A 12,325-nucleotide genomic window follows, 5' to 3' on the forward strand; every position below is an offset into this window, starting at 1 on the left:
TCGACCTCTTCGCCACCGTCCTGGACCGCGGCCTGGACCTGGCCGGCCACCCCCTCCCCACCGGACGGACGGCGCGGGCGGGGGCGCAGATCACCGTCGGCGCGGCACCTGCTCGGCCTGGACCACCAGGCCGGCCACCTCGCCGGATACGGGCCCATCCCCGCCGAGCTCGCCCGCGAGCTCGCCCAGGACGCGACCTGGCGGGCCCTGCTGACCGACGAGCACGGCCACTTCACGGACCTCTCCACCACGCGTGCTCGCCCGCGTCAGCGAGGCGGTCCGCGGCGGTGGCGGCCGCACGCTGCGTCACGCCGACCTCGTCGGAGCGGCGCTACGCGGCACCGACCTGCACCGTGCCGACATGCGCGGGGCCCGTCTCGTCGCCGCTGACCTGACCGGGGCCGACCTGCGCGTGCCGACCTGCTCGGGGCGGACCTGCGCGACGCCGACCTCTCCGGGGCCGACCTGACGGACACGATCTTCCTCACCCAGCCGCAGCTCGACGCGGCCCGCGCCGGAGCCGACGTGGGCGGACTTCGGCGCCCGGATCGGCTCCATCCTCCAGCTGGCCGAGGAGGAGGCCGAGGAGCTGCGGGAGGCCGCCCGGACGGAGGTCGAGGAGCGGCGCCGGGAGGCCGCGGAGGAGGTCGAGCGTCTGCGCGCGGAGGCCGAGCGCTACGCCGCGCAGACCCGCGGTGCCGCCGAGACCGACGCGGCCCGCACCCTCCAGCACGCCCGCCGCGAGGCCGACGACATCCTCGACCAGGCCGCGCACGACGCCACCGTGCGGCGCGAGGAGGCCGAGACGGTCTTCGAGCAGCAGCGCGCCCGCGCCGCGCAGGCGGCCGCGGACTTCGAGACCACGCTGGCGCAGCGCCGCCAGCAGGCCGAGGACGACTTCGCGAGCCGCGCCGTCGCCGCGGAGCACCAGCTGGTGGCGGTGGCTCCGCGCGGGCCCAGGGCGCGAGAACGAAGGCGCGCTCGTGCGCCCGGGGGTGCGGCAGCGTCAGACCGGGGTCGTCGCTGACGACGTCCCCGTGGACGACGACGTCCACGTCCAGGGCCCGCGCCCCCCACCGCTGGGTGCGCTCCCGGCCGTGCGCGTCCTCGACGCGGTGCGCCAGGGCGAGGACCTCCGCCGGCGCCAGCGTGGTCGTGCCCAGGACGACGGCGTTGAGGTAGTCGGGCTGCGCCTCCTGGCCGGGGGCGAGCACGGGCGCCGTGCTGGCGAGCGGCGAGACCGTCGTGACGCTGACGCCGTCGGCGTGCGCGAGGTCGGCGACCGCGGCGCGCAGCGTCCCGACGCGTCGCCGAGGTTCGCGCCGAGCGCCAGGACGATCGGGACGGGCCCGGGGGGACGACGACGCAGCGTGGCCGCCTCGTCGCCCGCGGCGCGCCCGCCGGCCGCGTCCTCCTGCCCGGCCTCCGCCCCCCGTCCCACCTCCGCCTGCCCGGCCGCGGCGGCCCGCCGGCCCGGTACGTTCCCGGGCCGGGCGCCGTCGTCCCTCCTCAGCCGGCGTCTCCGGAGCCGCGACGTGCAGCACCACCTGGGTGCCGGGCGGCGCCGACTGCACCAGGCGCAGCTGGGCGAGCGCGGGGTGCGTGTCGAGCAGCTTGGCGCCGTTGGCCATCGACCGCAGCGCCGCCGTCTCCGCACGCGCCTGCTCGAGCACCGCCTGGCCGCGCTGCCGTGCCGTGGCCAGGTCCCTGCTCCCGGGCGGCGGTGAGCGTGGCGAGGTAGGCGTGGCGCGGCGCGACGATCGCCGAGCCGGGGGCCGCCAGGCCGGAGCACCGCGTCGATCGCCGCCATGCCCGAGGAGAACACCAGCGCCGGCTGCGAGGACGCCTCCAGGGCCCCGACAGCCTCCTCCAGCGGCAGCCACGTCTCCGTGTTGTAGCGGGTGTAGAGCATCTCGCCGGCGGGCGTGCCGGTGGAGACGTACGTGCTCGAGAGGACCACGGGGGGAGTTGACCGGGGCGCTGCGTCCGCGGCGGGCGGCCGGCCGCGACGGCGGTCGTCGCGGGGGAGAGCGGACGGGGGGGACTGCAGCGCGGTGGACCGGTCGTCTGTCACCCGGCCAGGCTATGCCCGTCGTCGCGGCTGCGTGGGCGCCGTCCGGCTGACGTACCGGGGGAGGAGACGGTGCCGAGGGAGGAGCCCGGTGGCCCTCCGCCCGTGCTCGACGGCGACCGTGACGCGCACGATCCTCACGGTCGCCCGTGCCGCGGCCGACGCCGCGTCCGGCGCGGCGACTCGCCGGGGAGCAGCTCGAGGGCGTGGTCCGGGCGGCCGCCCTGGAGGCACGCGAGGCGCTGGTGCGCACGGAGGGGGGTCCACGACGGCTCCGGTGTCGACGCCGGAGGTGCCGGGTACGTGGTCCTGCTCACCGCGCTGCTCGACGTCGTCGACGCCACCGGTGACGCCGGGACGGCCCGCGCGGAACGGGTCACCGCCTTCCTCGCCAGGGTCGCCGCGGAGCCGTCCGGGGCCGCCGGTGGAGCGTCCGGGGCTGCCGGAACGGTGGGCGAGTCCGCCGGTGACGAGGCGTCCCGGTCCGCCGGGGAGGTCCCGGACGGGGCCGGTTCGCCTGAGGACGGGCACGGCGCCGGTGCGTTCGAGGTCATGTACGTGCTGCACGCCGGTGCGGGCCGGGCCGCGGTGGTGCGGGAGGCGCTCGAGCGCACCGGGCACTCGGTCGCGACCGTCGGCGGCGGGACGCTGTGGCAGGTCCACGTCCACACCGCGACCCCGCCCGCGCCCTCGCCCGCCCCGAGGAGATGACGCAGGTCTGCGTGCGCCTCGTGCGGCGCGACCCGGCCAGGATCGCGTCGTCGCCTGCACCCGGGCGCCGGGGCTGCTGAAGCACCTGGCGCAGCTGGGCGCGGCGGCAGCGGCACCAGCGCGGCGAGCGGTCCGGGCAGGGAGCCGGCGGGGATGAGCAGGCCGCCGCCCGAGGCCATGAGCACCCACAGCAGGTTGGCGACGGCGAGCACCGCCTCCGGCCGCAGCGTGCCGCCGACCACCATCGCCAGGGCGACGAACGCCGCCGTGCCGAGCAGCATCAGCGCGCCCGCCCCGAGGAAGGAGGCGACGGCGACCGTGACCGCCTCGAGGTGGACGCCGGCACCGCGGTCCAGGTCCGCCCGCGGCGGCACGTCGGCACCGAGGACGCCGGCGAGCTCGCCGTCCTCGCCCGCGTACCCGAACCAGGTCAGGCGCTCGTCGTAGTCACGCCGACCGCGCTCGGGGTAACCGGCGTCGAGGCAGCTGTAGACCTGCTCGAGCCTGCGCGCGCCCGTCAGCTCGGCCACACGCTCCTCGCCGGGCACCGTCCCCGGCGCGGCGGCGGTGGCGAGCCAGTCCCAGGGACGGGTCGGCTCCAGGAGCGCCTGCCGGTCGGCGGGCAGGCGCTCCCAGGTGCCGAGGGTGAGCATGACGTGCCCGACGCCGGCCGGGAGCTCCGGCGCACCGGGACGTCCGGCGCCGAGCGGACCGTCGGCGAGGAGGGCGGGGCCGTCTCTTCGACGACGTCCGCTACGGCCACGTCAGCCCCGGCGAGCGGGAGGACACCGCGCTGCGCCTGCTCTCCGACCGGCTCGCCACGGCACGTCCCGAGCGTGCCCGTGCCTCCGCCGACGCCGGATGGGTGGGAGTCACGTGAGCGCCCAGGACCTGACGACGGCGCAGCTCGGGAGCGCCGCCCCGTCCGTCGGCGCCGCCGGTCCCGGAACGGTTGGCGCGGCCGCCCCGGACGGCGGTCTCGGCACGGCCGACGCGGCCGAGGCGCCTCGACTTCCCGGGAGGCCCCGGCGGCGCCGGGACGTCCGTCCCGCGCGGAGGAAGGCGCTCAGCGCGTCCACCATGCAAGACACCCCTCGGTCGGGCACTGGAACCGTCCCTAAAGTCGCCCACATGTTCCTTCGCCGAATGTGCCGCTGACGCGCACGTTCGGCATGCCCTCGTACCGGTCGCGACCGGTCGGACGCCCCTGACGGGGTGGCGGAGGGCGCCACACCCCCGACGTGCACGTCACTGCCAGCCCGACCGCGGGCTGACGGGACAGGCGGCGCAGTCCGCGGCTCGTCGGCCCGCTCCACCCCCACCTGGAGCAGACCATGAGCAGCGAGACCCCCGGGACCACCACCTGGTCCTTCGAGACCCTGCAGATCCACGCCGGCCAGACTCCCGACGCCGCCCACCGGCGCGTGCGCTGCCGATCTACCAGACGACGTCGTACGTCTCGAGGACGCCGCCCCAGGCAGCCGGGCGCTTCTCTCTCGCCGAGGACGGAGACCTGGACGTCGTCGAACGGCACGGTGAGCGGGGCCTGCGGCTTGTGCACGGTGACGTCGACGGCGCGCACGCCCGGCCGGGCGAGCGCCGCGTCGGCGATGCGGCCGGCGAGCGTCTCCACCAGGTCGACGGGCTCGCCGCCGAGGACGGCGACGACGTCCTGGGCCACGTCGGCGTAGCTGACGGTCCTGGCCAGGTCGTCCGCGCGGCCCGCGGCCCGGGTGTCCAGGTGGAGCACGACGTCGGCGGCGAACTCCTGCCCCTCCCGGCGCTCGTGCTCGTGCACGCCGTGGTGGCCGCGCGCCCGCACGCCCACGAGTCGGATGCGGTCGAGCTCGTGCCCGGCGTCGTCGAGGACGGGTCCGAAGGTCTCCGTCACCGGTGCCCCCGCCACGCGGAGGCGACCCGCACCGCGTCCATGCTCGCGGCCACCTCGTGCACCCGGACGCCCCACGCCCCGGCGCCCGCGACGTCGATGAAGGTGGCCCCCCACGGAGCGGACCTCCTCCGCGGAGTCGGGCCGGATGTCGTTGGCCGAGACCTTGGCGCCGAGCCGCCTGGCCGTGGCGATGGCCTGCAGACCGGCGACGCCGACGCCCAGGACGACGACGTTCGCGGGCGGGACGGTGCCGGCGGCGGTCATCGCGAGCGGGAAGAACCGCGGCAGGCGGACCGCCGCCTCCAGGACGGCCCGGTACCCGGCCGCGAGCGCCTGCGACGAGAGCACGTCCATCGCCTGGGCCCGGGAGGTCCGGGGCAGGCGCTCGAGGGCGAGCATCGTGACGCGCCGGGCGTTGGCCGCGGCCAGGCGCTCGTCGTCGTCCAGCGGCGCGTCCAGCCCGACTGTCACGGCACCCTCGCGCAGGCGCCGCAGCGCGGCGGCGGGCAGCGGGGTGACGTGGGCGAGAATGTCGACGGCGGTGAGGTCGATCGCGGGGACCACCTCCGCCCCGGCGTCGGCGTACGAGTCGTCGTCGTGGTGGGCGGCGGCGCCGGCGCCCGATGTTCTTCGGGGTCTACGAGCCCGTCACCCACCTCGCCTCACCGCCGCCGTTCGTCGACGCCGATCCCGGCAGCCCCGCGGCCGCGGAGAACGCCATGGCGTACACGCTGTTCCACTGGGGCCTGCACCCGTGGGCCATCTACTCCGTGGTCGGCCTCGCCCTCGCGTACTCCACCCACCGGATGGGCCGGGGCAACCTCATGAGCGCCCCTTTCCAGGCCATCCTGGGCAGGGACCGGATCGAGCGCCGCGGCTGGGGCCGGCCCATCGACGTCCTGGCCATCCTGTGCACGAAGTTCGGTTCCGCCACGTCCCTCGGGCTCGCCCTGCAGATCGCCGCCGGTCTGTCGCTGCTGAGGACGGGCGAGTTCGAGGAGAACCCGGGCGCGCGACCTGTCGTCACCGTACTCGCGCAGCGTCTCCTCCTTGTTGTCGTGCATGAGGTAGCCGGCGAACTGCGTGACGCCGAGCCCGGCGAGCTCCTTGAGGCGGGCCACGTGCTCCTCCCACGTGCCGAGGAGGCAGAACCGCTCGACCACCTCGTCGGGCACGAAGTCCGTGTGGGTGTTCCCGGCCCGGCCGTGCTCGTTGTAGTCGTAGTCCTTGCCTGCGATGTAGTCGGTCAGGGAGCGCGGCAGCTGCGAGTCCGTGCCGTAGCGGGCGACGAGCTCCGCCACGTGGTTGCCGACCATGCCGCCGAACCAGCGGGTCTGGTCGTGCATGTGGGCGCGGTCCTCGCCGACGTACATCGGTGCGGCGACGCAGAACTGCAGGGCGTCCGGGTCTCGTCCGGCTTTCGCGGCGGCCTCGCGCACCACGCGGATCGTCCAGGCGGTGACGTCCGGGTCGGCGAGCTGGAGGATGAACCCGTCGCGACGCACCGGTCAGGGCGAGGGTCTTGGGGCCGTACCCGGCCACCCAGACCTCCAGCTGCGACTGCTGTCCTCACCGGGCTCCTGCGAGAGGACATGGGCTTCGACGGACTCGTCATCACCGACGGAATGGGAATGCGGGCGATCAGCGACCGGTGGGGCACGGGTGAGGCCGGTGTCATGGCGGTGCAGGCCGGGGCGGACGTGCTCCTCTCGGGCAACACCCCGAGGTAGCCGCCCAGGCGCTGTACGACGCGGTGGTCGCCGGCGAGCTCAGCGAGGCGCGCATCGACGAGTCCGTGTCACGAATCCTCGAGACCAAGTGCGACTACGGGCTCTTCGACGACGCCGCGGTCACCCCGGAGACGGCCGACATCACCGGCAACGACGACTTCGTCTCCCCAGGCCACGCGCATCGCAGAACAGAGCATCACCCTGCTGAAGAACGACGCGATGTTCTCCCGGTCCGCCGGGGGCACGGCCGACGGCGCACACTCGATCTTCAGAACATCAGCGGAACAGAAGGGCACCATGAGCACCACCATGCGAGCAGTCGTCCTCGACGCCCACGGCGACGTCGACGCTCTCCGCCTCGTCGACGACCACCCCTATCCCTCTCTCCAGCCGGGCCACGCGGTGGTCAAGGTGCGCGCCACCTCGCTGAACTACCACGACATCTTCACGATCAAGGGCATGCCGGGGATCAGGATCCCGGTTCCCGGTGGTGCCCGGCCTCGACGTCGTCGGGGAGATCGCCGAGCTCGCGGACGACGCGACGGCTGGAGGGTGCTGGACCTGCGCGGCTGGCTGGTCCGCCAGGCGGAGCGCGGCACCGGCGCCGCCTCCGCGGCCGCCCTGGCCGAGGTCCTCCGCGAGCACCACCGCCGTCTGCGCGGCATCGGTCTCGACGTGTTCCCGGGCGACGTCCCGCCGGGCGACGTCGCGACGCAGCTGCTGCGCTCGCACTACCTCGTCCTGCAGGTCACCGCCCTGCTGACCGGCGAGACCGGCGGGACGGCCGCGCCGGCGAGCCGCTCGGGCCCGCCGACGCCGGCACCCCTCCGTAGCGTCAGCGCCGGCCGGGCTCGCCACCCTCCTCGTCCTGCCGGTGCGGGGGCGGGGCGAAGCGGGAGGTGTCGTCCGGCTGGCCCTCCTGCGGACCGGGGCCAGCGGGGCCGGCCTGGGCATGGTGCGGTACGCCGGCCCGGAGATCCCCGCCGGGCTCGTGCGCTGCCGCCACCCCGAGGTGGTCACCGTCCCCGGACGGGTCCAGGCCTGGGTGCTGGGCTCCGGCGTCGACCCCGCCGACGCCGCCCGCACCGCCGAGCTGCACGAGACCTGTCCGCCGCGCTCGCCGCGCACCTGCCCGTGGTCCTCGACGCCGGAGCCCTCTCGCTCCTGCACGAGGAGGACCACCTGCCCGACCTGCCCGCGACCGCGGTGCTGACGCCGCACGCCGGGGAGCTCGCCCAGCTGCTCACCGCGCAGGGGGAGCGGACCGCGCGGGAGGACGTCACCGCGGCCCCGGCCCGGCACGCCCGGCTGGCCGCCGAGATCACGGGTGCCACGGTGCTGCTCAAGGGCCCCACCACCGTCGTCGCCGCCCCGGTCGGACCGCTGTTCGCGCAGCACGACGCCACGCCCTGGCTCGCCACCGCCGGCGCGGGCGACGTGCTCGCCGGCGTCCTCGGCGCGCTGCTGGCCGCCTACGGCGACCCGCTCGCAGCCGGCACCCCCGACGACGCCGGGCTGACCGCCTCCCTCGCGGCCGCGGCCGCGCTGCTGCACGGGCGCGGGTCTCGGCGCTCAGTCGGTGCAGCACCTCGACCTCCGGGTGGAGCTCGAGAAGGCGGGCGACCTTCGTCGAGAAGAAGAGCGTCCGTGAGTGTCCCTCACTCGAGTAGCGGAAGACCCAGACCGAGGTGCCGTCGCTCGTCGCCACGGTCATCTGGACCGGGAGGGCGACGCCCCGGCGGGCCGCCACCGACTCCACCAGCCCGACCGCCCGCTCGACCCCACCGTGGGGTGCGCTCGAGACCGAGGGTGAGGGCGGAGGTAGAACAGCGCCTCGGAGTCCGTCGAGCCCTCGACTCGGCGTAGAGGGTCGGGTCCACCGCCATCATCAGCTCCCGCTTGAGCTCGTGGAAGCCCCGGATCACCCCGTTGTGCACTCCACAGCCCAGCGTCCGCCGGTCGTCGGTGCGCTCGCCGCAGAGCGGGCCACGTGGCCGCAGGAACCGGTGGTCGTCGCGGTCGACGTGCCCAGCGGCATCGGCGTCGACGACGGAGCCGTGGACGGACCCGTGCTTTCCGCCGACGTCACGGTCACCATGGGCACCGCCAAGCCGGGGCTGCTGCTGCCGCCGGCCTCGGCCCTGGCCGGCCGGATCGAGGTGGTCGAGCTCGGTCTCGTCGGCGGGCTCGCCGCCGAGCCGCCGGTCGCCTGCTCGCTGACCGCCACCGACGTGGCCAGCAGCCGCCCGCTCGCGGCGCTCGATGCGCGAACCGGGTCGCCGACGTCCCCGCCGCCGGCGGTGAGGAGGCTCCCGGCGAACGCACCGCGACGCCCCGCCGGCCGGTCGTGCGCGCGCCGCACACGGCCAAGGGGGTGCGCGGCCTGGACTCCACCGGTGCGCTGACCGGCGTGCGGCCCGTCCGGGCGCCGGCCGCCCCCACGCGTCCCGGTCCGGCGGCTCCCGAGCCGCCGGTGACGACCGACCCCGCGGGCTGGGAGGCGGCGGCCGCGTTCCCCGCGCCGAAGTTCCCCTCCGTGCCCGACGACAGCACGATCGTCATCGACGCCGTGCCGACGCAGGAGTCCACCTCCGCCGGCGCCGCGCCCACCGGGACCAGGTCGGCCCCGAGGCCGCTGACCCCGGCGTCCGCCGACCGCGCCCGCTCCGGCACCAGCCCGGCGACGGTCCCGGATACCGTCACCGACGCCGTCGAACCGTCGACCCGCGGGCACCAGGACCCCGAGACGCACGCTCCCGAACCCGGCGGGGTCGTGCCGGCACCGGAGCCCGGGCCGTGGGCCGCCCCCCGCGCGTCGTCGCCTACCTGTGGTGCTCATGTCCCTTCCCTGTCGGTGCTGCACACCATAGAGGTGTTTACGTCATACACAGATCGCGCTACGGTACGGCACGTGATCTGTTTATGGCGTACACAACGGGAGTGACGATGGACAGACCCTCGATCGAGGTCGAAGGACTCAGCAAGGCGTACGGCGCCCGGCAGGTTCTCCGCGGGATCACCTTCTCGGTCGCCGGCCGGCTGCTCGCGCTGCTCGGCCCGAACGGCTCGGGCAAGACGACGACCGTGCGTATCCTCACCACGCTCCTCGCGCCGGGGCGGGCACCGCCCGGGTTCACCCAGCACCGGCGCTGGCTCCTCGACCAGTTCGCCACCCTGGGCGAGTCGCACCCGGCCGGCACGCTGCGCGAGGTGTACGACCGCCTCCTCGACGTCCTCGGCTACCGCGGCGTCGGCCTACGGATGGAGAACCCCGACCCCACCTCGCCCCGTGCTCCGCGCCAGCGTGCCCGGCATCGAGGCCGAGTCGCCCCTCGCCGTCGTCCAGGGAACCGCCGTGGAGTCCGTCGACGACCTCCTCGCCAAGGACGCCCCGACCCTGCTGACGGAGTACTGGTTCGACGAGAAGACGAAGCTCGTATCAGTCGCCAGAACCGTCTCGACCCTCTTTCTCCGACGACGCACCCGAGTTCGTCCTCGTCCTCGCCGGCCGCTTCGCGATTGTCGCGGAGCGCGAGCGCTGGGCCGAGGGGCGGTACCTCGCCATCGACCTCCAGCTGGTGTGCGAGCGCAACGACGACCGGCGGGGCGGCGAGGTCGACAAGGCACTCACCTGCCTGAGCGCCGAGTCCGTGGCTCCCGACGCCGAGGGCACGATCTGGTGGCACGACGTTCTCGAGGAGTCGGTCAGGCACACCGTCGGCGTCTCGCAGGGCGCTGGGGAGCCGGCACCCTCCGCGCGGTGGGCGTGCGCGCGGACCTGGTGACCGTGACCGTGCGCGACGTCGTCGCGGAGCCCGCCGGGGGAGGACGACGTCCGGCTCGACGGCTGGGGCGACTATCTCGCTCACCTCGCCGACGCCCTCGGTCCCGGGGCCTACGTGGGCGACGTCGTCGCGGTCGCCGACCTGGACGCCGTCGCCGACGGCGCGTGGCCGCGCCTGCTGGAGCGGCTCGCCGAGGACCCCGACGCCCGGGCCGCGCTGCTCACCGACGTCCGCGCGACGGCGGGCGGGACCGGCCGGGCGTCGTCGTACACGGCGTGGTGGCTGCGCGAGGAGCTCGGGGACGCGACGGTCGGCTCGGAGAGCACGCTGAGCAGCACGAGCGCGACGAAGGAGCCGGCGAGGATCCCCCCAGGGCGCCCACGCGGGCAACTTGCCCGTGCGCTCGAGCAGCGGGGCGGTCGTGGTGGTCATCAGTTCGCTCCCGAGAACTCGGCGCGGCGGGCGATGATCCAGCGGGCGAACAGGTTCACGCCGAAGGTGATCGCGAAGAGGGCGAGTCCTGTCGCGATGAGCACGTCGGCACCGAGGCGGAGGCCTCCGGGAACTGGTTGGCGATGTTCGCCGCGATGGACTGGTGCTGGCCCGGCTTGAGCAGGTAGAAGTTGATGAGGAAGCCGGGCGAGAGAATCATCAGAACGGCCATCGTCTCACCGAGCGCGCGGCCGAGGCCCAGCATCGAGGCGGTCCTCGAGCAGCTCCCGCTGGGTGTCGGCCTGCAGCTCCCCCACCGGTGAGGCCACGACCTCGCGCACCGAGCGGCGGGCCGGGCCCTTGCCGCGCCGTCGGGCGGGCGTGGCGGGTTCGCCGTCGACCAGGACGAGCGGGTCCCCCTCGCTCGGCGCGACGGCCTCGACCCGCGACCCCGGGCGCCAGGTGCGCCGCCACGGCGAGTCGGGTCCCAGCAGGCCCAGCCCGCCGATCACCGGGTCGGCCAGCGGCAGCTCCCGCACCGGCAGGACGTCGTGGCTGCGATAGCGGTTCATGCCGGCGACCCCGTCGGGGGGTGACCGTGAGCTCGACCCGGGTCCGGGTACCCAGCCCGCCGCGCTCGTCGTCGCCGGGCAGCTGCGGCGGCGGCCGAGGCGGTCTCGGACGGGTCAGCCGCCGCTCGCGGATCCGATCTCCCGGATCTCCGACCGTGCCAGCCGCACGGGGGTCGGCGACGACGTCGATGCCTGTGATGCGCTCGCCGTCGAAGGCGAACGTGAGGACGATCGACGGCCGCCCCCCCGGGCGCCAGGACGATCCCCACCGAGCCGTCCACCAGGGCCAGCTCGGAGTCGAGGCTCTCGCGCCGCTGATCCTCGGGTACACCTTCATCTTCGTGGCGGTGGTCGACATGTCCGCCCTCGCCGGCATCGTCGGCGGCGGCGGCCTGGGTAACTTCGCGCTCACCCAGGGCTACCAGCGCTTCGACTGGGTCGTCACGTACGTGACGGTGCTCGTCATCGTCGTCCTGGTTCAGCTCGTGCAGTTCCTGGGGAACTTCCTGGCCCGCAAGGTGCTGCGCCGGTAGTCGTCCGTCACCGGAGGGTGCGAGCACGCCCACGCGCGGTGCCGGTCCGATCGCGCCCGCGTGCCGGGGGCGGAATACGCTCGTCGGAGCAGGGCACGGCCGCGCCCTGCCTCCCTGCCGCTGGACGGCACGCACCGATGAAGGTGGTCGCGATGGAGATGACCCGCCAGGGCCGCCCCGCACCTCGGCCCTCGCCGCCGAGGAGGAGCGGGTGCGGAGGGCGGGTGCGGACGAGGCCGAGCGGACCGTGCGCGAGGCGCGCGAGCGGGCCGAGCGGCTCCGGGCGGAAGCCACCGCCGCCGCCGACGTGATGCGCCGCGACGCGGCCGCCGAGCTGGAGCGGGCACGCGGTCACGCGGCGGCCGAGCTCGCCACCGCCGCGGAGCAGGCGGCGCGCGTCCGCGAGGACGCCCACGCCACCGCCGAGGCGGACATCGCCCTCGCCGCGGAGCAGATGGCGTGGACGCAGCGCACCGTCGAGCAGCTGGTGGCCACCGCCGAGCTGGAGTCCGAGCGCCTGCACCGCCCGCGGCCACGCCGAAGGCGCCGAGAAGGTCCGAGCGGCACGCCGTCGGCTGCAGCCGGTGATCGGCGCCGTCA

13 protein-coding genes and 7 pseudogenes are annotated in these 12,325 nt (G+C 75.5%); 10 read left to right on the top strand and 10 right to left on the bottom strand.

Annotated features, from left to right (window positions below; translation table 11 throughout):
- Positions 1-90 precede the first annotated feature (90 nt).
- Positions 91-231, bottom strand: a complete 141-nt coding sequence (locus tag DA06_RS22745; protein WP_418606110.1) for a hypothetical protein — start codon at positions 229-231, stop codon at positions 91-93.
- 22 nt (positions 232-253) lie between these two features.
- Here DA06_RS22745 and DA06_RS22750 point away from each other — a divergent pair.
- Positions 254-322 (top strand): annotated as a pseudogene (locus DA06_RS22750) (hypothetical protein); the annotation flags it as partial.
- A 162-nt stretch (positions 323-484) separates the two neighbouring features.
- Here DA06_RS22750 and DA06_RS22755 read toward each other — a convergent pair.
- From DA06_RS22755 to DA06_RS22765, 3 genes and pseudogenes are all read right to left on the bottom strand, one after another.
- A complete protein-coding gene (locus DA06_RS22755) occupies positions 485-928 on the bottom strand; it encodes a hypothetical protein (protein WP_418606111.1) in 444 nt (147 codons plus the stop codon).
- A gap of 76 nt (positions 929-1,004) precedes the next feature.
- Positions 1,005-1,631 (bottom strand): annotated as a pseudogene (gene folK, locus DA06_RS22760) (2-amino-4-hydroxy-6-hydroxymethyldihydropteridine diphosphokinase); the annotation flags it as partial.
- 215 nt (positions 1,632-1,846) lie between these two features.
- Positions 1,847-2,074: pseudogene (locus DA06_RS22765) on the bottom strand (cystathionine gamma-synthase); the annotation flags it as partial.
- 549 nt (positions 2,075-2,623) lie between these two features.
- Here DA06_RS22765 and DA06_RS22770 point away from each other — a divergent pair.
- Together DA06_RS22770 and DA06_RS22775 are read left to right on the top strand one after the other, a co-directional pair.
- Entirely contained in the window at positions 2,624-2,782 is a 159-nt protein-coding gene (locus DA06_RS22770; protein ID WP_418608176.1) for a hypothetical protein, read from the top strand.
- 153 nt (positions 2,783-2,935) lie between these two features.
- The gene (locus DA06_RS22775; RefSeq protein ID WP_418606112.1) at positions 2,936-3,229 is read left to right on the top strand and encodes a hypothetical protein; all 294 of its coding nucleotides are present in this window, start codon (positions 2,936-2,938) and stop codon (positions 3,227-3,229) included.
- Between the two features lie 670 nt (positions 3,230-3,899).
- On the opposite strand, the gene folB is transcribed toward DA06_RS22775, so the two are convergent.
- A complete protein-coding gene (gene folB, locus DA06_RS22780; protein ID WP_418606114.1) occupies positions 3,900-5,237 on the bottom strand; it encodes a dihydroneopterin aldolase in 1,338 nt (445 codons plus the stop codon).
- A gap of 59 nt (positions 5,238-5,296) precedes the next feature.
- Between folB and DA06_RS22785 the strand changes: the two are divergent.
- Positions 5,297-5,596, top strand: a pseudogene (locus DA06_RS22785) (BCCT family transporter); the annotation flags it as partial.
- A 99-nt stretch (positions 5,597-5,695) separates the two neighbouring features.
- On the opposite strand, the pseudogene DA06_RS22790 reads toward DA06_RS22785, so the two are convergent.
- Positions 5,696-6,233: pseudogene (locus DA06_RS22790) on the bottom strand (TIGR03842 family LLM class F420-dependent oxidoreductase); the annotation flags it as partial.
- Between the two features lie 32 nt (positions 6,234-6,265).
- On the opposite strand from DA06_RS22790, the gene DA06_RS22795 reads away from it, so the two are divergent.
- Positions 6,266-6,403 carry a glycoside hydrolase family 3 N-terminal domain-containing protein gene (locus DA06_RS22795; protein ID WP_418606115.1) on the top strand — a complete coding sequence of 46 codons (138 nt, stop codon included), beginning with the start codon at positions 6,266-6,268 and terminating at the stop codon, positions 6,401-6,403.
- Between the two features lie 68 nt (positions 6,404-6,471).
- Here DA06_RS22795 and DA06_RS22800 read toward each other — a convergent pair whose 3' ends face one another.
- The gene (locus tag DA06_RS22800) at positions 6,472-6,714 is read right to left on the bottom strand and encodes a hypothetical protein (protein ID WP_418606116.1); all 243 of its coding nucleotides are present in this window, start codon (positions 6,712-6,714) and stop codon (positions 6,472-6,474) included.
- Between DA06_RS22800 and DA06_RS22805 the strand changes: the two genes are divergently transcribed.
- The 4 genes from DA06_RS22805 to DA06_RS22820 all read left to right on the top strand — a co-directional run bounded on the left by DA06_RS22805 (position 6,701) and on the right by DA06_RS22820 (position 10,188).
- Positions 6,701-8,269 carry an NAD(P)H-hydrate dehydratase gene (locus DA06_RS22805; RefSeq protein WP_418606117.1) on the top strand — a complete coding sequence of 523 codons (1,569 nt, stop codon included), beginning with the start codon at positions 6,701-6,703 and terminating at the stop codon, positions 8,267-8,269. The two genes, DA06_RS22800 and DA06_RS22805, sit on opposite strands and share 14 nt — an antisense overlap.
- Before the next feature lie 65 nt (positions 8,270-8,334).
- A complete protein-coding gene (locus DA06_RS22810) occupies positions 8,335-8,808 on the top strand; it encodes an NAD(P)H-hydrate epimerase (protein WP_418606118.1) in 474 nt (157 codons plus the stop codon).
- Positions 8,809-9,349: 541 nt separating this feature from the next.
- Positions 9,350-10,042, top strand: coding sequence for an ATP-binding cassette domain-containing protein (locus DA06_RS22815; RefSeq protein ID WP_418606119.1), 693 nt, complete (start codon positions 9,350-9,352; stop codon positions 10,040-10,042).
- 11 nt (positions 10,043-10,053) lie between these two features.
- The gene (locus tag DA06_RS22820) at positions 10,054-10,188 is read left to right on the top strand and encodes a hypothetical protein (RefSeq protein WP_418606120.1); all 135 of its coding nucleotides are present in this window, start codon (positions 10,054-10,056) and stop codon (positions 10,186-10,188) included.
- Positions 10,189-10,298: 110 nt separating this feature from the next.
- On the opposite strand, the gene DA06_RS22825 is transcribed toward DA06_RS22820, so the two are convergent.
- From DA06_RS22825 to DA06_RS22835, 3 genes and pseudogenes are all read right to left on the bottom strand, one after another.
- On the bottom strand, positions 10,299-10,526 hold the full coding sequence (locus DA06_RS22825; protein WP_418606122.1) for a hypothetical protein: 228 nt from the start codon (positions 10,524-10,526) through the stop codon (positions 10,299-10,301).
- 93 nt (positions 10,527-10,619) lie between these two features.
- Positions 10,620-10,894, bottom strand: a pseudogene (locus DA06_RS22830) (phosphate ABC transporter permease subunit PstC); the annotation flags it as partial.
- The gene (locus DA06_RS22835) at positions 10,857-11,192 is read right to left on the bottom strand and encodes a hypothetical protein (protein ID WP_418606123.1); all 336 of its coding nucleotides are present in this window, start codon (positions 11,190-11,192) and stop codon (positions 10,857-10,859) included. The pseudogene DA06_RS22830 and the gene DA06_RS22835, both read right to left, overlap by 38 nt.
- 299 nt (positions 11,193-11,491) lie before the next feature.
- On the opposite strand from DA06_RS22835, the pseudogene DA06_RS22840 reads away from it, so the two are divergent.
- A pseudogene (locus DA06_RS22840) lies at positions 11,492-11,725 on the top strand (ABC transporter permease); the annotation flags it as partial.
- Positions 11,726-12,325: the final 600 nt, after the last annotated feature.

It is taken from the genome of Georgenia sp. SUBG003 (genome assembly GCF_000715355.2).
Taxonomy (GTDB): domain Bacteria; phylum Actinomycetota; class Actinomycetes; order Actinomycetales; family Actinomycetaceae; genus Georgenia.